General features: G+C 72.8%; 16 protein-coding genes. 4 read left to right on the top strand and 12 right to left on the bottom strand.

Translation table 11 applies throughout. The annotated features are described in order from the left end of the window. Nucleotides 1–105 precede the first annotated feature (105 nt). A complete protein-coding gene (uvrA, locus tag AB6N24_RS00505) occupies nucleotides 106–2,967 on the bottom strand; it encodes an excinuclease ABC subunit UvrA (protein WP_412867509.1) in 2,862 nt (953 codons plus the stop codon). 119 nt (nucleotides 2,968–3,086) lie between these two features. Between uvrA and AB6N24_RS00500 the strand changes: the two genes are divergently transcribed. Beyond that, on the top strand, nucleotides 3,087–4,925 hold the full coding sequence (locus tag AB6N24_RS00500; RefSeq protein WP_412867508.1) for a glycoside hydrolase family 15 protein: 1,839 nt from the start codon (nucleotides 3,087–3,089) through the stop codon (nucleotides 4,923–4,925). Beyond that, complete coding sequence (locus AB6N24_RS00495; protein WP_412867507.1) at nucleotides 4,922–5,629, top strand: MBL fold metallo-hydrolase; 708 nt, start codon at nucleotides 4,922–4,924, stop codon at nucleotides 5,627–5,629. The genes AB6N24_RS00500 and AB6N24_RS00495 overlap by 4 nt, the downstream gene beginning before the upstream one ends. A 109-nt stretch (nucleotides 5,630–5,738) precedes the next feature. Here the strand turns inward: AB6N24_RS00495 and AB6N24_RS00490 are convergent, their stop codons facing one another. Further along, the gene (locus AB6N24_RS00490) at nucleotides 5,739–6,590 is read right to left on the bottom strand and encodes an aldo/keto reductase (RefSeq protein ID WP_412867506.1); all 852 of its coding nucleotides are present in this window, start codon (nucleotides 6,588–6,590) and stop codon (nucleotides 5,739–5,741) included. A gap of 67 nt (nucleotides 6,591–6,657) precedes the next feature. On the opposite strand from AB6N24_RS00490, the gene AB6N24_RS00485 reads away from it, so the two are divergent. Beyond that, nucleotides 6,658–6,954 carry a YciI family protein gene (locus tag AB6N24_RS00485; protein ID WP_412867505.1) on the top strand — a complete coding sequence of 99 codons (297 nt, stop codon included), beginning with the start codon at nucleotides 6,658–6,660 and terminating at the stop codon, nucleotides 6,952–6,954. A gap of 198 nt (nucleotides 6,955–7,152) precedes the next feature. Then, complete coding sequence (locus AB6N24_RS00480; protein WP_412867504.1) at nucleotides 7,153–8,403, top strand: BaiN/RdsA family NAD(P)/FAD-dependent oxidoreductase; 1,251 nt, start codon at nucleotides 7,153–7,155, stop codon at nucleotides 8,401–8,403. A 90-nt stretch (nucleotides 8,404–8,493) separates the two neighbouring features. On the opposite strand, the gene AB6N24_RS00475 is transcribed toward AB6N24_RS00480, so the two are convergent. The 10 genes from AB6N24_RS00475 to AB6N24_RS00430 form a co-directional block, all read right to left on the bottom strand. Continuing rightward, the gene (locus AB6N24_RS00475) at nucleotides 8,494–9,228 is read right to left on the bottom strand and encodes a Type 1 glutamine amidotransferase-like domain-containing protein (RefSeq protein WP_412867503.1); all 735 of its coding nucleotides are present in this window, start codon (nucleotides 9,226–9,228) and stop codon (nucleotides 8,494–8,496) included. 115 nt (nucleotides 9,229–9,343) lie between these two features. Continuing rightward, nucleotides 9,344–10,402: a TerC family protein gene (locus AB6N24_RS00470; protein WP_412867502.1), complete on the bottom strand. Its 1,059-nt coding sequence runs from the start codon at nucleotides 10,400–10,402 to the stop codon at nucleotides 9,344–9,346. A 320-nt stretch (nucleotides 10,403–10,722) separates the two neighbouring features. Continuing rightward, nucleotides 10,723–12,828, bottom strand: coding sequence for an excinuclease ABC subunit UvrB (gene uvrB / locus AB6N24_RS00465; protein ID WP_412867501.1), 2,106 nt, complete (start codon nucleotides 12,826–12,828; stop codon nucleotides 10,723–10,725). 137 nt (nucleotides 12,829–12,965) lie between these two features. Then, a complete protein-coding gene (gene pcp / locus AB6N24_RS00460) occupies nucleotides 12,966–13,604 on the bottom strand; it encodes a pyroglutamyl-peptidase I (protein WP_412867500.1) in 639 nt (212 codons plus the stop codon). Beyond that, a complete protein-coding gene (gene coaE / locus AB6N24_RS00455) occupies nucleotides 13,601–14,230 on the bottom strand; it encodes a dephospho-CoA kinase (protein WP_412867499.1) in 630 nt (209 codons plus the stop codon). The genes pcp and coaE overlap by 4 nt, the downstream gene beginning before the upstream one ends. Before the next feature lie 97 nt (nucleotides 14,231–14,327). Beyond that, a complete protein-coding gene (rpsA, locus tag AB6N24_RS00450; RefSeq protein WP_412867498.1) occupies nucleotides 14,328–15,809 on the bottom strand; it encodes a 30S ribosomal protein S1 in 1,482 nt (493 codons plus the stop codon). Nucleotides 15,810–16,008: 199 nt separating this feature from the next. After that, entirely contained in the window at nucleotides 16,009–17,034 is a 1,026-nt protein-coding gene (locus AB6N24_RS00445) for a 6-phosphofructokinase (RefSeq protein WP_412867497.1), read from the bottom strand. A gap of 127 nt (nucleotides 17,035–17,161) precedes the next feature. After that, nucleotides 17,162–18,907 carry an ABC transporter ATP-binding protein gene (locus AB6N24_RS00440; protein WP_412867496.1) on the bottom strand — a complete coding sequence of 582 codons (1,746 nt, stop codon included), beginning with the start codon at nucleotides 18,905–18,907 and terminating at the stop codon, nucleotides 17,162–17,164. A 5-nt stretch (nucleotides 18,908–18,912) separates the two neighbouring features. Next, the gene (locus AB6N24_RS00435; RefSeq protein ID WP_412867495.1) at nucleotides 18,913–19,851 is read right to left on the bottom strand and encodes an ABC transporter permease; all 939 of its coding nucleotides are present in this window, start codon (nucleotides 19,849–19,851) and stop codon (nucleotides 18,913–18,915) included. Further along, complete coding sequence (locus tag AB6N24_RS00430; RefSeq protein WP_412867494.1) at nucleotides 19,848–20,852, bottom strand: ABC transporter permease; 1,005 nt, start codon at nucleotides 20,850–20,852, stop codon at nucleotides 19,848–19,850. The genes AB6N24_RS00435 and AB6N24_RS00430 overlap by 4 nt, the downstream gene beginning before the upstream one ends. Nucleotides 20,853–20,854: the final 2 nt, after the last annotated feature.

The following is a 20,854-nucleotide window of genomic DNA, read 5'->3' as shown; positions in this document are numbered from 1 at the left end:
GACCGAGCGGATCAGCCGGCGCGCGGCGGCCCAGCCCGACCACACCGAGCGGATCGGTCGGGGCACCGCCGGACGGACGGGTCTGAGCCGCCCGGCGAGCGTGCGTCAGGCCGACGCGAGCCGCGCCTCCGGCTCGAGCACCTCGGCGAGGAAGCGCCCCGTGTGGCTCGCCGCGACCTGCGCGACGCGCTCGGGCGTCCCCTCGGCGACGACCTTGCCGCCGCCGCTGCCGCCCTCGGGTCCCATGTCGATGACCCAGTCGGCGTTCTTGATGACGTCGAGGTTGTGCTCGATCACGATGACGCTGTTGCCCTTGTCCACGAGGGACTGCAGCATCGCGAGCAGCTTGCGGATGTCCTCGAAGTGCAGGCCGGTCGTCGGCTCGTCGAGCACGTAGACCGTGCGGCCCGTCGAGCGCCGCTGCAGCTCGGTCGCGAGCTTGACGCGCTGCGCCTCCCCGCCCGAGAGCGTCGGGGCCGGCTGGCCGAGGCGCACGTACCCGAGGCCCACGTCGACGAGCGTGCGCAGGTGCCGGGAGATCGAGGGGACGGCCGCGAAGAACTCCGCGGCCTCCTCGATGGGCATGGCCAGGACGTCGGCGACGGTCTTGCCCTTGAAGTGCACCTCGAGCGTCTCGCGGTTGTACCGCGCGCCGTGGCAGACCTCGCACGGCACGTAGACGTCGGGCAGGAAGTTCATCTCGATCTTCAGCGTGCCGTCGCCGGAGCACGCCTCGCAGCGCCCGCCCTTGACGTTGAACGAGAACCGCCCCGGGGTGTACCCGCGGACCTTGGCCTCGGTCGTCTCGGCGAACAGCTTGCGGACGTGGTCCCAGACGCCGGTGTACGTCGCCGGGTTGGACCGCGGCGTGCGCCCGATGGGCCCCTGGTCGACGTGCACGACCTTGTCGAGGTGCTCGAGGCCGGTCACCCGCTTGTGCCGGCCGGCGACCTGGCGTGCGCCGTTGAGCTCGTTCGCCATGACGGTGTAGAGGATCGAGTTGACCAGCGTCGACTTGCCCGAGCCCGAGACGCCGGTGACCGCCGTGAGGGTCCCGAGCGGGAACGACACGTCGATGCCGGTCAGGTTGTGCTCGCGCGCGCCCACGACGGTGACCTTGCGCTTGGGGTCGACCTTGCGGCGCTTGGCCGGCATCGGGATCGAGCGCCGACCGGACAGGTAGGCGCCCGTGACCGACTCGGGCGACGCCAGGAGACCCTCGAGGTCGCCCGAGTGCACGACGCGGCCACCGTGCTCGCCCGCGCCGGGGCCGATGTCGACGATCCAGTCGGCCGTGCGGATGGTGTCCTCGTCGTGCTCGACGACGATCAGCGTGTTCCCGAGGTCGCGCAGGCGCGTGAGCGTGTCGATGAGCCGGCGGTTGTCGCGCTGGTGCAGCCCGATGCTCGGCTCGTCGAGGACGTACAGCACACCCACGAGACCCGAGCCGATCTGGGTCGCGAGGCGGATGCGCTGCGCCTCGCCGCCCGAGAGCGTCGCCGCGGGCCGCATGAGCGAGAGGTAGTCGAGGCCGACGTCGAGCAGGAAGCCGAGCCGGGCCTGGATCTCCTTGAGCACCTGCGTCGCGATCGCCGCCTCGCGCTCGCTGAGCTGGAGCGCGTCGAGGAAGTCGCGCGCCTCGCGGATCGGCAGCGCGCAGACCTCGGCGATCGAGTGCCCGCCGACCCGCACCGCCAGCACCTCCGGCTTGAGGCGCGCACCGTCGCACACGGGGCACGGCACCTCGCGCATGTAGGCCTCGTACTTCTCCTTGCTCCACTCCGACTCGGTCTCGGAGTAGCGCCGCTCGAGGAACGTCACGACGCCCTCGAACCCGGTCGAGTACTGGCGCTCACGACCCCAGCGGTTGCGGTACTTGACGTGCACCTCGTGGTTCTCGCCGTAGAGCACCGCCTTCTTCGCGCGCTCGGGGAGCGCACGCCACGGGGCGTCCATCGAGAAGCCGAGATCGCTCGCGAGCGCCGTCAGGACGCGCGTGAAGTACTCGCTCGAGACCTGGGACCAGGGCGCGACCGCGCCGTCGGCGAGCGAGAGGTCCTCGTCCGGGATGACGAGGTCGGGGTCGACCTCGAGCCGCGAGCCGATGCCCGTGCACTCGGGGCACGCACCGTAGGGCGCGTTGAACGAGAACGTGCGCGGCTCGATCTCCTCGAGCGTGAGCTGGTGGTCGTTCGGGCACGCCCGGTGCTCGGAGAACCGGCGCTCGCGTTCCGGGTCGTCCGCGTCGGCGTCGACCATCTCGGCGACGAGCAGGCCGCCCGCGAGGCCGAGCGCGGTCTCGACCGAGTCGGTGAGCCGGCGCTGCACGCCCTCGCGTGCGACGAGACGGTCGACGACCACCTCGATGTCGTGCTTGAGCTTCTTCTCGAGCGTCGGGGGGCTCGTGAGCTGGACGACCTCGCCGTCGACGCGCGCCCGCGCGAAGCCCTTGGCCTGCAGCTCCTTGAACAGGTCCGCGTACTCGCCCTTGCGCCCGCGCACGACGGGCGCGAGCACCTGGTAGCGCGTCCCCTCGGGCAGCTCGAGCAGGCGGTCGACGATCTGCTGCGGCGTCTGCGCGGTGACCCGCTCGCCGCACACCGGGCAGTGCTGGGTCCCGGCGCGGGCGAAGAGCAGGCGCAGGTAGTCGTAGACCTCGGTGATCGTGCCGACGGTCGACCGCGGGTTGCGGTTGGTCGACTTCTGGTCGATCGAGACCGCGGGCGACAGGCCCTCGATGAAGTCGACGTCGGGCTTGTCCATCTGCCCGAGGAACTGCCGGGCGTACGCCGAGAGCGACTCGACGTAGCGGCGCTGGCCCTCGGCGAAGATCGTGTCGAAGGCGAGCGACGACTTGCCCGAGCCGGAGAGCCCGGTGAAGACGATGAGGCTGTCCCGCGGGAGGTCGAGGTCGACGTTGCGGAGGTTGTGCTCGCGGGCCCCCTGGACCACCAGACGATCATTCACCCCGACATGCTACGTCGACCCTCCGACATGCCGCACAGGTGTTCGAACGGAACGTGACGGGCGCCACGCCGCCGGGCCCCCGCCGGGTGGGCGGCGGGCACGTCGCCGATGATGGACCGATGCGCCCCCACACTCCCCCGCCGATCGGTGACTACGCGGTCCTCGGCGACGGGCACACCGCCGCGCTCGTCTCCCGCCGCGGCTCGGTCGACTGGCTCTGCCTGCCCCGGTTCGACTCCCCCGCGTCGTTCGCCGCGCTGCTCGGCACGCGCGAGCACGGGCGGTGGCTGCTCACCGTCCCCGACGCGACCGACGTCACGCGCACCTACGCCGGGGACTCCTTCGTCCTGCGGACGACCTACACCTCCCCCACGGGCACCGCGGTCGTCACGGACGCGATGCCCGTCGGCGACGGTCGGGCCGACCTCGTCCGGCGCGTCGAGTGCACCGCGGGCACGGTGGCCGTCGAGCACGAGTGGGTCGTGCGCTTCGGCTACGGCGCGATCGTGCCGTGGGTGCATCACGTCCACGACGTCAACGGCGTCGAGGGCATCCAGGCCGTCGCCGGACCCGACTCGCTGCTGCTGCGCGGGGACCGCCTGCCCGTGCCGCACGGGCGGGTGCACCGCGACGAGTTCGAGCTGGCCGCCGGTGAGAGCGTCGAGCTCGCCGTCACCTGGACGCGCTCGTGGGACGAGGTGCCGCGGCGGCTGACGATCCCCGACCGCGTCGACGCGACCCTCGGGGCATGGGGCGAGTGGGCCCGGCGCTGCGACTACACCGGCTCCTACCGCCCGCAGGTGGTCCGCTCGCTGCTCGTGCTCCGCCTGCTCACGCACGCGGAGACCGGAGGCATCGTCGCGGCGCCGACCACGTCGCTGCCCGAGGACTTCGGCGGCGAGCGGAACTGGGACTACCGGTTCTGCTGGCTGCGGGACGCCGCGATGACGCTCGAGGCGCTGCTCGAGCACGGCTACCGCGACGAGGCGACCGCGTGGCGGGGCTGGCTCCTGCGGGCCGTGGCCGGCGACCCGGCGGACCTGCAGATCATGTACGGCGTCGACGGCGGGCGCGACCTGCCGGAGCGCACGCTCGACCACCTGCCCGGCTACGCGGGCTCGCGCCCGGTCCGGATCGGCAACGCGGCCGTCGGGCAGACCCAGAACGACGTCCTGGGCGAGGTGATGTGCGCGCTGCACGAGGCGCGCGCGGGCGGGCTCGCCGAGTCGGACGACTCGTGGGCGATGCAGCGGCACCTCGTCCGGGACCTCATGACGAGCTGGCGCGAGCCGGACCGCGGGATCTGGGAGGTCCGCGGCGAGCCCCGCCACTTCACGCACTCGAAGGTCATGTCCTGGGCCGCGCTCGATCGCGCCGTGCGGGCCGTCGAGGACCACGGCCTGCCCGGACCGGTCGACGAGTGGCGCCGCGAGCGCGACGCCGTGCACGCGGACGTCCTCGAGCACGGCTGGGACGAGGGGCTCGGGACGTTCGTGCAGCACTACGGCGCGACCCACACCGACGCGGCGCTGCTCCAGATGCTCCAGGTCGGCTTCCTGCCCCCGGACGACCCGCGCATGGTCTCGACGGTGGCCGCGATCCGGCGCGAGCTCGAGGTCGCGCCGGGCTTCGTGCTCCGCTACCGTGCCGAGCGCACCGACGACGGGCTGGGCGGCAGCGAGCACCCGTTCCTGGCGTGCTCGTTCTGGCTGGCGGACGCGCTCGCTCGCCAGGGCGACCTCGCCGGGGCGAGCGAGGTGCTCGACACCCTGACGGCGCTCGGCGGCGAGCTCGGCCTGCTCGCGGAGGAGTACGACCCGGTCGAGGGGCGCATGGCCGGCAACTACCCCCAGGCGCTCTCGCACCTCGCCCTCGTGCGCGCCGTCCGCAGCCACGACCGGGCGCTCTCCGGCGCGGAGCTGCTGCCGGTCGGCACGACCCCCGACGGCGCGTCGTGACGTACACCGGGGACGTGCGCCCCGGCGGCCCGGCGGACGTGCGCGAGCTCGACGAGGTCGTGGTCCGCAAGCTCGCCGTCGGGCCGATGGCGAACAACGCCTACCTGCTGACGTGCCGCCGCAGCGGCGCGCAGCTCCTGGTCGACGCCGCCGACGAGCCCGCCCGGCTCGCCGGGCTGCTGCACGACGTCTCCGCGGCCTCCCGGCTCGACGCAGTCGTGACCACGCACCAGCACGCGGACCACCACCGTGCGCTCGCGTCGGTCGTCGCGCTCACCGGCGCGCCGGTGGCCGCCGGGGCGGACGACGCCGACGCGATCACCGCCGCGACCGGGGTCCCCGTCCAGCGCCGGCTCCGGCACGGCGACACGCTCACGGTGGGGCACCTGGTCCTCGAGGTCGTCGCGCTGCGCGGGCACACCCCCGGCTCGGTCGCGCTCGCCTACCGCGAGCCCGAGCACGTGCAGGCCGAGGAGGCCGTCGCCGGGCGGGTGCACCTGTTCACCGGGGACTCGCTCTTCCCCGGTGGCCTGGGCGCGACCGGTGGGGACGCCGCCCGGTTCGCGGCGCTGCTGCGCGACGTCGTCGACCGCGTGCTCGACCGGTTCGGCGACGACACGTGGGTCTACCCGGGGCACGGCGCCGACACGACGCTCGGCACCGAGCGACCGCACCTCGACGAGTGGCGCGCCCGCGGCTGGTGACCGGGACGGGCGTCCGCCCGGCACCGGCGCCGGGCGACGGGCGGTCGTCGGGCGTCGGCCGGGCAGCGGTGCGACGTGCTGCGCCGGACGTGCCGGGCGGGTGCCGCGCTCAGGCGCCGAGGACGTCGGGGTCGGGACCGACCCGCTCACCGCGGTCGAGCCCGGCGACGAGCCGGTGGTCCTCGTCGGTGAGCTCGAAGCCGAAGACGTCGACGTTCTCCCGGATCCGCCCGGGCGTCACCGACTTCGGGATCACGAGCGTGCCCAGGTCGAGGTGCCAGCGGAGCACCACCTGCGCGGGCGTCACCCGGTGGCGCCGGGCGACGGACACGATCACCGGGTCCGCGAGCACGCCGTTCCCGGCCCCGAGCGGCGCCCACGCCTGCGTCGCGACGCCGAGGCGCGCGTGGTGCTCCCGCAGCGCACGCTGCTGGAGGTACGGGTGCAGCTCGACCTGGTTGAGCACGGGCACGACGCCCGAGTCCTCGACGATGCGCGCGAGGTGCGCGGGCTGGAAGTTCGAGACCCCGATCGAGCGGACGCGACCGTCCTCGCGGAGCCCGACGAGCGTCTGCCACGTCTCGACGTAGAGGTCCTGGCCCGCGCACGGCCAGTGGATCAGGTAGAGGTCCGGCGCGCCGACGTCGAGCCGCGCGACGGAGGCGTCGAACGCGCGCAGCGTGCGCTCGCGTCCCTGGTCGTCGTTCCACAGCTTGGTGGTGACGTGGAGCTCGTCGCGCGGGATGCCCGACTCCCGCAGCGCGCGACCCACGCCGGCCTCGTTGCCGTAGAGCCTCGCCGTGCCCACGAGCCGGTACCCGGCGGCGAGCGCGGTCGCGACGGCGTCGCGCGCACCGTCGTCGTCGACCTTGTACACCCCGAGCCCGAGCTGCGGGACTGCGGTCCCGTCGAGCAGCGCGACGTCGGGGACCGGGGGTTGCGTGGGAGCGGTCGTGGTCACACCCGCACTCTCTCACCGGCCCCGGCGGCCCGCGAAGCCGGGCCGGGCGGTGCGGCAGGATGTCGGCATGTCGATCTTCGCCGTGCAGTACACCTATGACGAGCGCCGCGCCGAGCAGGACGCCGTGCGCCCCGAGCACCGCACGTACCTGCGGGGGCTCGCCGCGCAGGGCACGCTGCTCGCGTCGGGGCCGTGGGCCGACGGCGACCCGGGCGCCCTCCTCGTGTTCCGGACCGACGACGAGGCGACGCTCGACGCACTGCTCGCCGCCGACCCCTTCGCGCGCGAGGGCCTCGTCGCGTCGACGACCGTGCGGGGGTGGAACGTCGTGATCGGCGGCTGGCCGGAGCCGGCGCCGCGCTGACGGTCCTCGGCCCCTCCTGACGCGCGGCACCGGGTCGACGGTCGGTCGACCCGCCTCACGCCCGCGCCGCGCCGACCGTCCACCGCCCGCCGGACGGGCCCGGCACGTCCGCACGCACCCGGCGCTCGCCCCGGACCGGCGGGCACTGGGCTAGCGTCAGCGGGTGCGTCCCCTCCGCCTGCCCGCCCGGCCCTGCTCGTGAGCACCGCAGCGGTGGTCGGCGGTGGGCCGGCCGGGCTCGTCGCCGCCGAGGTGCTGGGCCGGGCGGGAGTGACGGTCACCGTCTACGACCGCATGCCCTCGCCGGCCCGCAAGCTCCTGCTGGCGGGGCACGGCGGGCTCAACATCACGCACTCCGAGGACCCCGGGCCGTTCCTCGCCCGGTACGGCAGCGCGTCCGAGCGCCTCGCACCGGCGCTCGCGACGTTCGGCCCGCAGGACCTGCGCGACTGGTGCGCGGGGCTGGGTGAGCCGACGTTCGTCGGGTCGAGCGGGCGCGTGTTCCCGCGGTCGTTCCGTGCCACGCCGCTCGTCCGCGCCTGGCTCGCACGCCTCGCCGACCTGGGGGTCCGGATCGAGCGGCGGCACCGGTGGACCGGTTGGGGGGAGCAGCCCGGAACCCTGCGCCTCACGCGGGCGGACGGGTCGGAGACCGAGGTCACGAGCGACGTGACCGTCTTCGCGCTGGGCGGGGCGTCGTGGCCGCGGCTCGGATCGGACGGCGGGTGGATCGACCCGTTCGTCGAGCGGGGCGTCGTGGTCGCGCCGCTGCGGCCCGCGAACGTCGGGGTGCAGGTCGGCTGGACCGCCACGTTCGCGGACCGGTTCGCTGGGTCCCCCCTCAAGCACGTGGCGCTGTCCGTGCGCGGGGGGTCACCCGGCGCCGGCACGTCACGGACCGTGCGCGGCGACGCGATGGTCACCCGCAGCGGTCTCGAGGGCGGACCCGTGTACGCGCTCGGCGCCGCAATCCGGGAGGCGCTCGACGCCGACGGGCGAGCCACGCTCGAGGTCGACCTGCGCCCCGACCACACGGCCCGGCAGCTCGCCGACCGGCTGCGCGAGCGGCGGCGCCCCAAGGACTCCGGCGCGACCTGGCTCCGCCGCGCGGTCGGCCTCGACCCCGCCGGCATCTCGCTCGTCCGCGAGGCGGGCGGCGGTCCCCTCCCGAGCGACGCGGACACGGCCGCCACGCTGGTCAAGGCCGTGCCGGTCGAGGTGACCGGGACGATGCCGATCGACCGCGCGATCTCGACCGCCGGCGGCATCGCGTGGGCCGAGGTCGACCGGGCGCTCATGCTGCGCCGGCTGCCGGGCACGTTCGTCGCGGGCGAGATGCTCGACTGGGAGGCACCCACCGGCGGCTACCTGCTGCAGGCGTCGTTCAGCACCGGGGTCGCCGCCGCGCACGGGGCCCTGGCCTGGCTCGACGGCACCGCGGCGGGCTGACCCGCCGGGACGGGCGTCGCACTGTCGGGACGTCACCGCCGCGGCGTGCGACGGCGTCCCGGTGCGGCCCGACGCGCGTACCGGAGCGGCTCAGCGGGTCGCGGGCAGGCGCCGCGGCTCGAGCCGCTCCTCGACGGCCCGTGCGCCGTCCCGCCGCACGACGTACGCGCCCTGCCCCGGCCGCTCGGAAACCGCCTCGACGAGCTCCGTGCCGCGGTACACGAGCCCGACCCCGTCGTCCGTGCAGTGCGTCGTCGGCAGCGTCCCGTCCGCGACGAGCGCGTGCACGAGCGGACGGCGGCGCGCCTCGGAGTCGTAGTGCACGCCGTTGCCGTACGGCAGCAGGGCCAGGCCGTTCGTCACGGGGCGCAGCTCCGGACCGAACGAGTCGGTCGTGCCGCCGACGTACCAGCAGATGGACCCGGCGCTCACGCCGGCCAGGACCACGCCGGCCTCCCAGACGCGGCGCAGAATCTCGTCGAGCCCGTGCACGCGCCAGACGGCGAGCAGGTTCGCGACCGAGCCGCCACCCACCCAGACGACGTCCTGACCGAGGAGGTGTCCTTCGACGTCCTCGATGTTCGGCATCGAGAACAGCGTCAGGTGCGTGAGGTCGACGCCGGCGACCTGCGCGGCGTCCTGCAGGTCCGCCCGCCCCCACGCCTGGTCCCCGCCCGCGGTGCCGAGGTGGCACACCCGCGGCCGTCCCGCCCGGCCCGCGAGGTCGATCGCGTGGTGGACGAGCGGTCCGAGCTCGAGCCGGGTCCGCCGGCCGGCGACGTAGCCGCCCGAGGTCGCGACGATGGTGGGGGTGTCGGCAGTCATGGCGGCACGCTACCGAAGCGAGCACCGGCCGCCCCGGACGACGCGACGCCCGGCCCACCCGCGGGTGCGGGCCGGACCGGGCGCTGCGTGGTGCCCGCCGCGTGCGGGCGACGGCTCAGCTCGCGGAGCTGGTGACCTCGACCGGGTCGTCGTCGCCGCGGTCGGCACCGACACGGCCCGCCTCGGGGCGCGCGTCGTTCCGGGTCTTGAGCAGGCTCGCGACCGTCGCGACCGTGAGCGTCGCGAGGATGACCGACAGCGAGAGCCACGTCGGGATCTCCGGCGCCCAGTGGAACGGCTCGCCCCCGTTGATGAAGCCGAGCTCGTTCGTGTGCATCGCGTGGAGCACGAGCTTCACGCCGATGAAGCCGAGGATGACCGAGAGCCCCTGCGACAGGTACACGAGGCGCTCGAGCAGTCCGCCGAGCAGGAAGTAGAGCTGGCGCAGGCCGAGGAGCGCGAACGCGTTGGTCGTGAAGACGAGGTACGGCTCCTGCGTGAGGCCGTAGATCGCCGGGATGGAGTCGAGCGCGAAGAGGATGTCGGTGCTGCCGATCGCGGCCATCACGAGGAGCATCGGCGTGACGAGCCGCTTGCCGTCGATCACGACCGTCAGGCGGTCGCCGTGGTACTTCTCCGTCGTCGGCAGGACGCGCTTGAGCATGCGGACCGCCAGGCTGTCCTTCTCCTCGACGGCCTCGTGCTCGACGTCACCGTCGTGCTTCTCGCGGGCGAGCTTGATCGCCGTGTAGATGAGGAAGCCGCCGAAGACGTAGAAGACCCACGACCACTCCTCGATCGCCGCGGCGCCGAGCAGGATGAACACGGTCCGGAGCACCAGCGCGATCACGACGCCGACGAGCAGGACCTTCTGCTGGTACGCCCGCGGCACCGCGAACTTCGTCATGATGATGAGGAAGACGAACAGGTTGTCGACCGACAGGCTCTTCTCGGTGACGTACCCGGCGAAGTACTCGCCGCCGAACGTCCATCCGGAGACGACGCCGACGCCGACCCCGAACAGGATGGCGATCGCGACGTAGAACACCGACCACGTCGCGGACTCGCGGAAGGTCGGCTCGTGCGGCTTGCGCACGTGGGCGAAGAAGTCGAACAGGATCATGCCGACGACGAGCGCGGTCGTCGCGCCCCACACCCACAGGGGAACAGACACAGGTACACCTCCGGTACACAACGGGTACCGGAGGTCTCTCCCTGTCCTGACGCTCGGCGTCCGGACCGACGCGACCGGGCCGACTACGGAGTCGACCGTGATGACGAGCGCGTCGTGGCGGGATACTCCCCTCCAACGTGGTCGAGCATAGGTCATCCACCACCGTCGTCGCGCGCCCGACGCAAGGGACCTACGTCACACGCGGGAATGGCTCCGCTCCGACCACCGCGCACGCGACAGGGCCAGTGGTGCGCGACGACGACGGCGCGCGCAGGCGCGGACGGCCCGCCCAGGACGCCGGGCGGGGTGCATCGCCGAGGTCAGGCGGTGGCCGCCTGCATCTGCCGGAGCTCGCGCTTCAGCCCCGAGATCTCGTCACGCAGCCGCCCGGCGAGCTCGAACTGGAGCTTCCCGGCAGCGGCGTGCATCTGGTCCGTGAGCTCCTGGATGAGGTCCGCGAGCTCGCTCGCCGCGGCCCCCGTGAGCTTCGTGCGCTCCGTCCGGGTGCCGGCCTTCGAGCCCAGCCCGGGGACGGGTGCCTTGCCGCGGCTGGACTGCCGCCCTGCGCCACCGAGCAGCTCGGCGGTGTCCGCGTCCTCGCGGGCGAGCAGGTCGGTGATGTCGCCGATCTTCTTCCGCAGCGGGGTCGGGTCGATGCCGTGCTCGAGGTTGTAGGCGACCTGCTTGGCCCGGCGCCGCGTCGTCTCGTCGATCGCGAGGGCCATGCCGTCGGTGATCCGGTCGGCGTACATGTGCACCTGGCCGGAGACGTTACGGGCCGCACGGCCGATCGTCTGGATGAGCGACGTCCCGGACCGCAGGAAGCCCTCCTTGTCGGCGTCGAGGATCGCGACGAGCGACACCTCGGGCAGGTCGAGGCCCTCACGCAGCAGGTTGATGCCGACGAGCACGTCGAACTCCCCCATGCGCAGCTCGCGGAGCAGCTCGACGCGGCGCAGCGTGTCCACCTCCGAGTGCAGGTAGCGCACGCGGACGCCCTTCTCCAGGAGATAGTCGGTCAGGTCCTCCGACATCTTCTTGGTCAGGGTGGTGACGAGCACGCGCTCGTTGCGGTCGGCGCGCTCGCGGATCTCGTGCAGCAGGTCGTCGATCTGACCCTGGGTCGGCTTGACGACGATCTCCGGGTCGACGAGACCCGTCGGGCGGATGATCTGCTCGACGACGCCGTCGGACATCGACAGCTCGTAGTTCCCCGGGGTGGCCGACAGGTACACCGTCTGCCCGATGCGGTCGACGAACTCCTCCCAGCGCAGCGGGCGGTTGTCCATCGCCGACGGCAGCCGGAAGCCGTGGTCCACGAGGTTCCGCTTGCGCGACATGTCACCCTCGTACATCGCACCGATCTGCGGGACGGTCACGTGGGACTCGTCGATGACCAGCAGGAAGTCCTCGGGGAAGTAGTCGATCAGCGTGTGCGGCGCGGTCCCGGCCTCACGACCGTCGATGTGCCGCGAGTAGTTCTCGATCCCCGAGCACGAGCCGATCTGCCGCATCATCTCGATGTCGTAGGTCGTCCGCATGCGCAGCCGCTGCGCCTCGAGCAGCTTGTTCTGCCGCTCGAGGTCCGCGAGCCGCCACTCGAGCTCGGCCTCGATGCCGCCGATCGCCCGCTCCATGCGCTCGGGGCCGGCGACGTAGTGCGTCGCCGGGAACAGGTGCACCTGCTGCTCCTCGCGCAGCACGTCGCCGGTGAGCGGGTGGAGCGTCTGGATGGCCTCGATCTCGTCGCCGAAGAACTCGATCCGGATCGCGTGCTCCTCGTAGACCGGGATGATCTCGACGGTGTCCCCCCGCACGCGGAACGTCCCACGCGTGAAGGCCATGTCGTTGCGCGTGTACTGCATCGCGACGAACCGGCGCAGCATCTGGTCGCGGTCGACCTGGTCCCCCACCGAGATCTGGACCATCCGGTCCACGTACTCCTGCGGCGTGCCGAGACCGTAGATGCACGACACGGACGCGACCACGACGACGTCGCGCCGGGTGAGCAGCGAGCTCGTCGCCGAGTGCCGCAGCCGCTCGACCTCGTCGTTGATCGACGAGTCCTTCTCGATGTACGTGTCCGTCTGCGCGATGTACGCCTCGGGCTGGTAGTAGTCGTAGTACGACACGAAGTACTCGACCGCGTTGTTGGGCAGCAGCTCGCGGAACTCGGTCGCGAGCTGCGCCGCCAGCGTCTTGTTGGGCGCCATGACCAGCGTGGGTCGCTGGAGCTCCTCGATGAGCCACGCGGTCGTCGCGGACTTGCCGGTCCCGGTGGCGCCGAGCAGCGTCACGTCCTTCTCCCCCGCGCGGACCCGCTTGGCGAGGTCGGCGATGGCGGTGGGCTGGTCGCCCGACGGCGTGTACTCCGACACCACCTGGAACGGGGCGACGGTCCGCTGCAGATCGGTCACGGGGCGCATGTCTCTACGCTACGTGCCGCCACCCACACGCACCCCCGCCGGACGGCCCCGTTCGCCGAGGGCGCGACGCGCCGGCCGGCACCGCCGCGCGGGCCCCGTCGAGACCCCCGGCCCGGCGGTGCCGGGCGCCGCACCCGTCAGCCGAGCGACCCCGCCGCGACCCGCACGTCGGTCGTCGTCGCGAGCGCGGCCCGCAGCACCGCGAGCAGCCCCCGCGCGGCCACGTCGACCTCGAGCGCCGGCTCCCCCACCCCGACCTGCTCCGGCAGCCGCGGCACGTGCACGAACCCGCTGCGCACGCCCGCCCGACCGTGCAGCAGGTGCTGCAGCGCGTAGAACGTCGCGTTGCAGACGTAGGTCCCGGCCGTGCCCGACACCTCGGCCGGCGCACCGGCCTCGCGCGCAGCGGTCCAGCACGCCTTGACGGGGAGCGTCGAGAAGAACGCGGCCGGCGCCCCGGCGATCACGGGCACGTCGACGGGTGCGGACCCGTCGGCGTCCGGGATGCGGGCGTCGATCACGTTGACCGCCACGCGCTCGACCCCGACGGCGGCCCGCCCGCCGGCCTCACCGGCGCACACCACGACCACGGGCGCGAGCTCCGCGACCGCCGCGCGGAGCTCCTGCCGCGCCCGGCGGAACGACACCGGCAGCACCCGCACCGCGAGCGTCGCCGGGCCGTCCCACGCGGCCTCGACCCGCCGTACCGCCTCGAGCGACGCGTTGACCGACTGCCCGTCGAACGGCTCGAACGCCGTCAGCAGGACCGTGCTCACCGCACCTCCGCGGCCAGCTCCTCGGCCCGCTCGGCGGCGAGCCGCGCCCACAGCGCGTCGACCTGCGCACGCAGGTCCGCGTCGGTGCCCGTGCCGTCGAGGACGACGTCGGCTGCCGCGGAGCGCGTCTCGTCGCTCGTCTGCGCGGCGATGCGGCGCTCGGCCTCGTCGCGCGCGAGCCCACGGCCCTCGACCAGCCGCTCGAGGCGCTGCCCCACGGGCGCGTGCACGACGACCAGGACGTGGAACTCGTCCCCCCGGCCCGTCTCGACGAGCAGCGGGATGTCGTGCACGACGACCGCGCCGGCGTCCGCGGTAGCCGCCGCCGCCTCGCGCTCGGCCGCGAGCCTGCGGACGACCGGGTGGATGATCCCGTTGAGCCGCTCGAGCGCAGCCCCGTCGGTGAACACGAGCGCCGCGAGCGCGGCCCGGTCCAGGGCGCCGTCGGCGTCGATCACGCCCGGCCCGAACGCCTCCGCGACCTCGTCGAGGCCGACCGAGCCGGGCTCGACCGCCTCCCGCGCCAGCTGGTCGTAGTCGATGACGACCGCACCCAGCTCGGCGAGGCGACCTGCCGCCACCGACTTTCCTGCTGCGATCCCGCCGGTCAGTCCGATGCGTTGCATCGGACCATCCTGCCCGACGCGGAGGCGGACGCACGACGGGCCGGCCACCCGAAGGTGACCGGCCCGTCGTGGTGAGCCCGCGGAGGGGCTCGGTGGATCAGTTGCCCGTGAGCTTCTCGCGCAGAGCGGCGAGCGCCTCGTCGGACGCCAGCGTGCCACCGATCTCCTCGACCGGAGCCGACGAGTACGTGGACGCCGACGCGCCGCCGCCGGTGCTGCCACCGTCGCCGTTCGCAGCCTCCGCGTCGGCCTTGCTGGCCTCGGCGACCTGCTTGCGGTGCGCCTCCCAGCGCTCGTGGGCCTGCGCGTACTGCGCCTCCCACACCTCGCGCTGCGCCTCGAAGCCCTCGAGCCACTCGTTCGTGGTCGGGTCGAAGCCCTCGGGGTACTTGTAGTTGCCCTGCTCGTCGTACTCCGCCGCCATGCCGTACAGCGCGGGGTCGAAGTCGTCGCTGTTCGGGTCGACGCCCTCGTTCGCCTGCTTGAGCGACAGCGAGATGCGGCGACGCTCGAGGTCGATGTCGATGACCTTGACGAAGACGTCGTCGCCGACCTGGACGACCTGCTCCGGGATCTCGACGTGGCGCACGGCCAGCTCCGAGATGTGCACGAGGCCCTCGATGCCGTCCTCGACGCGCACGAACGCACCGAACGGGACGAGCTTCGTGACCTTGCCCGGGACGACCTGGCCGATGGCGTGCGTGCGGGCGAAGGCCTGCCACGGGTCCTCCTGCGTCGCCTTCAGCGACAGGGAGACACGCTCGCGGTCGAAGTCGACGTCGAGGACCTCGACGGTGACCTCCTGGCCCACCTCGACGACCTCGGAGGGGTGGTCGATGTGCTTCCACGACAGCTCGGAGACGTGCACGAGCCCGTCGACGCCGCCGAGGTCCACGAACGCACCGAAGTTGACGATCGAGGAGACGACACCGGGGCGGACCTGGCCCTTCTGCAGCGTCTGCAGGAAGGTCGAGCGCACCTCGGACTGCGTCTGCTCGAGCCAGGCGCGGCGCGAGAGGACGACGTTGTTGCGGTTCTTGTCGAGCTCGATGATCTTGGCCTCGATCTCCTTGCCGACGTACGGCTGGAGGTCACGGACCCGACGCATCTCCACGAGCGAGGCGGGAAGGAACCCGCGCAGGCCGATGTCGAGGATGAGGCCACCCTTGACGACCTCGATGACGGTGCCGGTGACGACGCCGTCCTCCTCCTTGATCTTCTCGATCGTGCCCCACGCGCGCTCGTACTGCGCACGCTTCTTGGACAGGATCAGCCGGCCTTCCTTGTCCTCCTTCTGGAGGACCAGGGCCTCGACCTCGTCGCCGACCTTGACGACCTCACCGGGGTCCACGTCGTGCTTGATGGACAGCTCGCGGGAGGGGATGACGCCCTCGGTCTTGTAGCCGATGTCCAGGAGCACCTCGTCGCGGTCGACCTTGACGATGGTGCCCTCGACGATGTCGCCATCGTTGAAGTACTTGATGGTGGCGTCGATCGCGGCGAGGAAGTCCTCGGCCGAGCCGATGTCGTTGATCGCGACCTGCGGCGTGGCGGGCTTCGCGGGGGTGGAAATGCTCATGTAGGGATGGGCTCCGTTGCGGACAGGATGTAGGACGGACAGGGATGCTGCATGGTGTGCGGTGCCGACCGTCCCGAAAGGGGTTCACGGGCGGGATCCCTGCGGGGACCCTCACGAGCAGACCGTCGCCAAGGCGCGCGGCACCGCCGTCTACCTTATCGGTCCCGCGTGGAGCGGGTCAAAGGCAGCCGGGACGACCTCAGGCCAGCGCGCGCGCCACCTGCAGCAGCTCCGCGGGCACCTGCTTGACCTTGCCGGCGATCTCCGCGAGCGGCACGAGCACGACGTCCTCGCCGCGCAGCGCCGTCATCATGCCCGTCTCGCCCCGGCTGATCGCGTCGATGGCCGCGGTGCCGAAGCGGCTGCCGAGGATGCGGTCGTTGTGCGTCGGGATGCCGCCCCGCTGGACGTGCCCGAGCACCGTCACGCGCGTGTCGAACCCGGTGCGCTCCTCGATCTCGACCTTGATCCGCTCGCTGATGGCGCCCGCGACGATCTCGCCGAACTTCCCGACCGGCGCCTCGTAGGACATCGCGCTGCCCTGGAGCGGGACGGCACCCTCGGCGACCACGATGATCGAGAAGCTCGCGTGCGCACGGTGGCGGTGCTTGAGGAACTTCACGATCTTCTCGATGTCGAACGGCTCCTCGGGAGCGAGGACGAGCTCCGCCCCCGACGCGATCCCGGCGGTCGCGGCGATCCACCCGGCGTGGCGGCCCATGACCTCGACGAGCATCACGCGGTTGTGGCTCTCCGCGGTCGTGTGCACGCGGTCGAGCGCCTCGGTCGCGGTGCCGACGGCGGTGTCGAAGCCGATCGAGCGGTCCGTCCCCCACACGTCGTTGTCGATCGTCTTGGGGATCGCGACGATCCGGACGCCGGCCTCGGCGACCTTGCTCGCGGCGTGCAGCGTGCCGTCGCCGCCGATGCAGATCAGCGCCTCGATCCGCTCGGCCTCGAGCGTCGCCAGCACGCCGTCCATCCCACCGTCCTTGGCGTGGGGGTGGTACCGGGCCGTGCCCAGCAGGGTCCCGCCCTGCGTCAGCACGTTGCGGATGTGCTGACGCCCGAGCGGGAAGACGTCGCCGTCGACCACGCCGCGCCAGCCGTTGCGGAAGCCGATGATCGAGTGACCGTACTCGCCCTCACCCTGCTTGACGACGGCACGGATCGCCGCGTTCAGCCCGGGGACGTCGCCGCCGCCCGTGAGCAGTCCGACTCGCACTGGAACTCCTTGGTTGCAGGGGGTGGGGTCGAGGGCGCGTCCTCGAGCTCCTCGTCCGCCAGCGTAGCCAGTGCGCCGGCTGCGCACTGAGCCTTCCGTCCCAGGTGAGGCGGCCGGTCCAGGACTCTCAGCCGACGAGACCGAGCTCGAGGTCCCGACCCGGGATCGCCTCGAGCAGCGTGCGCGTGTACTCCGTCTGCGGGTCGTCGAAGACGTCGTCCGCCGAGCCCTGCTCGACGATGCGCCCGCGTTCCATGACGCACACCTGGTCCGCGACCTGGCGCACGACCGCGAGGTCGTGGCTGATGAACAGGTAGCTCAGGCCGAGCCGCTGCTGGAGGTCCGCGAGCAGGCGCAGGATCTGCGACTGCACGATGACGTCGAGCGCCGAGACGGCCTCGTCGCACACCACGAGGTCCGGGTTGAGCGCGAGCGCCCGCGCGATCGCGACGCGCTGGCGCTGGCCGCCCGAGAGCTCCGCCGGGTAGCGCCGCAGCACGTCGGAGGGCAGCGCGACGTCGTCGAGCAGCTCCCGCACCCGTTGGCGCCGCTCGGTCGTCGAGCCGACGCCGTGCGCGCGCAGCGGCTCCTCGATGGTCCGCCCGATCGTGAACAGCGGGTCCAGCGAGGAGTACGGGTCCTGGAAGATCGGCTGGACCCGGCGGCGGAACGCGACCTCGGCCGTGCGGTCCGCACCGCCGACGGCCTCGCCGTCGAAGCGGATGACGCCCGACGTCGGCTTCACCAGGTCGAGCATCATCTTCGCGACGGTCGACTTCCCCGAGCCCGACTCCCCCACGACGGCGACCGTGCGCCCGCGCGGGATCACGAAGCTCACGTCGTCGACCGCGGTGAAGCTCTCGGAGCGCGAGAACAACCGGCGCCCGCGCAGGCCGTAGACCTTGGTCACGTGGTCGACCTCGATGATGTGGTCGGTCTTCGCCGACGCAGCCGTCGCGGCCGCCGGCATCCCGTCCTCGTCCCCGCGCGACACCGCGAGCAGGTCGGAGGTGTCGTCGACCCCCGCCGCCTTCGCGAGCTGGATGCGCCGTGACGCGAGCGACGGCGCCGCGGCGAGCAGACGACGCGTGTACTCGTGCTGCGGGTCGCGCAGCAGGTCGGCGGCCGGACCCGTCTCGACGACCTTCCCGCGGTACATCACGACGATCCGGTGCGCGCGCTCGGCGGCGAGCCCCAGGTCGTGCGTGATGAGGAGCACCGACGTCCCGAGCTGGTCCGTCAGCTGCGTGAGGCGGTCGAGGATCGTGCGCTGGACGGTGACGTCGAGCGCCGAGGTGGGCTCGTCGGCGATGAGCAGCCGCGGCCGGCACGCGAGGCCCATCGCGATGAGCGCGCGTTGGCGCATGCCGCCCGAGAACTCGTGCGGGTACTGCTCGGCGCGCCGCTCGGCGTCCGGCAGCCCGGCCTCCTCGAGCAGCTCGATCGTCCGCGCCCGGGCCGCGCGGCCCTTCGCGACGCCGTCGTCCTCGAGCGCCTCGGCGATCTGCGACCCGACCCGGCGCACCGGGTTGAGGTTCGACATCGGGTCCTGCGGGACCATGCCGATCTCGCTGCCGCGCAGCCGCGCGATCTCGCCGGGCCCCATCGCGGCGACGTCACGGCCGTCGAACAGGATGCGGCCGCCGGTCACGGCCCCGTTCTGCGCGAGCAGCCCGATGACCGCCGCGGCGGTCGTCGACTTGCCGGAGCCGGACTCCCCGACGATCGCGACGGTCTCGCCCGCGCGCACGTCGAAGCTCACGCCCGAGACGGCGACCGAGGGACCCGCGTCCGTGGTGAAGGTGACCTCGAGGTCCTGGATGCTGAGCAGCGGCACGTCCGTGCCGGTCCCGGGTGCGCTCGGAGCGCTCACCGTGGTCACCTCTTCCTCGAGCGGGGGTCGAGGGCCTCGCGCAGCGCCTCGCCGAACAGGGTGAAGCCGAGGGCCGTGACCGCGATGCACGCGCCCGGCCACAGCGCGAGCCTCGGGGCCACCTCGAGCTCGTTCTGGGCGGCGGTGAGCATGCGGCCCCACTCGGCCGTGGTCGGTGCGCCGCCGCCGAGACCGAGGAACGACAGCGCCGCCGCCTCGATGACCGCGGTCGCCAGCATGAGCGTCGCCTGCACGATGACGGGCGAGACGCTGTTGGGCAGCACGTGGTTCATCGTCACGGTGCGCCGGCTCAGGCCGAGCGAGCTCGCCGCGAGCACGTAGTCCTGCCCGCGCTGCGCGAGCATCGACCCGCGCAGCAGGCGCGCGAAGATCGGGACCTGGACGACGCCGATCGCGATGATGACGCTCGCGGACGTCTGGCCGATGATCGCCGCGATCGACACCGCGAGCAGCAGGCTCGGCACCGACAGCATGAGGTCGACCCCGCGCATCGTGACGGTGTCGACCCAGCCACCGAACGCGCCGGCCATGAGCCCGAGCAGGATGCCGCCGATCAGGCCGACGAGCGTCGACAGGACGCCGACGAGCAGCGAGGCCCGCGCACCCCAGACGAGCTGGGAGAACAGGTCGGCGCCGTACCGGTCGAGCCCGAGCGGGTACTCCTCGGAGGGTCCCGGGATGTACGTCGGGCGCACCTCGGCACGCCCGGGGAGCTCCCCGGGCCCGTAGTTCGCGATCCACGGCGCGAAGATCGCGACGAGGACGAACGCGAGCACGATCGCCGCACCGACGATCGCCCCCGGGTTGCGTCGCAGCCGCCGGAACGCGACGCGCCACAGGGACGCGCCGACGTCGGCCGGGTCGTCGGCGCCGGCGCGGGGGTCGCCCGCCGACGGGGCCGTGGTCAGGTCCGCCTCGGTCATCGGGTCCTCATCCTCGGGTCGATCACGCCGTAGGACACGTCCACGGCGAGGTTCGCGAGCGCGTACACGATCGCGATGATGAGCACGAAGCCCTGGAGCACGGCGTAGTCGAGGTTGAAGATCGCGTCGGCGAGGAAGCTGCCGATCCCGGGGAACGCGAAGACGGTCTCGGTCAGCACCGCCCCGGAGAGCAGCAGGCCCACCTGCAGGCCGATGGTCGTCGACACCGGGAGCATCGCGTTGCGCAGGATGACGCGGCTGCGCAGCCGCGACCGCCGCAGGCCCTTCGCGCGCGCCGTGCGGACGTAGTCGGCGTTCTGCACCTCGATCACCGAGGCGCGCGTGATGCGCGCGATGATCGCGAGCGGGATGGACCCGAGGGCCACGGCCGGCAGCACGAGGTGGACGAACGCGTCCCAGGCCGCGTCCCACTCACGCGTCAGCAGCCCGTCGAGCACGTAGAAGCCCGTCGGGTGCGTCGCGACCATCGACGGGTCCTGCCGGCCCGCCGACGGGAACCAGCCGAGCTGGACGGCGAAGAGCCACTTGAGCAGGAAGGCGAGGAAGAACACCGGGATCGTGACGCCGATCAGCGACGCCACGACGGTCGCGTGGTCGGTGAGCTTCCCCTGCCGGCGCGCCGCCACGTACCCGAGCGGGATGCCGACGCCGATCGCGATGATCAGCGCCAGGACCGTCAGCTCGATCGTCGCGGGGAACCGGTTGAGGAACTCCTCGAGCACGGGCCGGTTGGTCCGCGTCGACGTCCCGAAGTTGCCGGTGACGAGCTCGCCGACGTACGTCAGGTACTGCTTCACGATCGGTTCGTTGAAGCCGTAGAGCTCGTTGATGCGCTCGACGGCCTCCGGGGTGGCGCGCTCCCCCAGGAGGGCCGTCGCCGGACCTCCCGGGAGAGCGCGGACCCACAGGAAGAGCAGGACCGACAGTCCGAGCAGGGTGGGGACGAGGAGTGCGATCCTCTGCAGGACAAGTCGGATCATCG

The sequence above is a fragment of the Cellulomonas jepli genome (assembly GCF_047229345.1).
Classification (GTDB): Bacteria; Actinomycetota; Actinomycetes; order Actinomycetales; family Cellulomonadaceae; genus Cellulomonas_A.
Note: the sequence above shows the minus strand (reverse complement) of the source record. Positions and strands in the feature narration are given on the sequence as shown.

What these genes read in the sequence shown, in the direction of transcription:
- AB6N24_RS00500 (WP_412867508.1), top strand. Translation starts at nt 3,087, where the DNA reads ATGCGCCCCCACACTCCCCCGCCGATCGGTGACTACGCGGTCCTCGGC.
- coaE (WP_412867499.1), bottom strand. Translation starts at nt 14,230, where the DNA reads ATGCAACGCATCGGACTGACCGGCGGGATCGCAGCAGGAAAGTCGGTG.
- rpsA (WP_412867498.1), bottom strand. Translation starts at nt 15,809, where the DNA reads ATGAGCATTTCCACCCCCGCGAAGCCCGCCACGCCGCAGGTCGCGATC.
- AB6N24_RS00485 (WP_412867505.1), top strand. Translation starts at nt 6,658, where the DNA reads ATGTCGATCTTCGCCGTGCAGTACACCTATGACGAGCGCCGCGCCGAG.
- AB6N24_RS00435 (WP_412867495.1), bottom strand. Translation starts at nt 19,851, where the DNA reads ATGACCGAGGCGGACCTGACCACGGCCCCGTCGGCGGGCGACCCCCGC.
- uvrB (WP_412867501.1), bottom strand. Translation starts at nt 12,828, where the DNA reads ATGCGCCCCGTGACCGATCTGCAGCGGACCGTCGCCCCGTTCCAGGTG.
- AB6N24_RS00430 (WP_412867494.1), bottom strand. Translation starts at nt 20,852, where the DNA reads ATGATCCGACTTGTCCTGCAGAGGATCGCACTCCTCGTCCCCACCCTG.
- AB6N24_RS00475 (WP_412867503.1), bottom strand. Translation starts at nt 9,228, where the DNA reads ATGACTGCCGACACCCCCACCATCGTCGCGACCTCGGGCGGCTACGTC.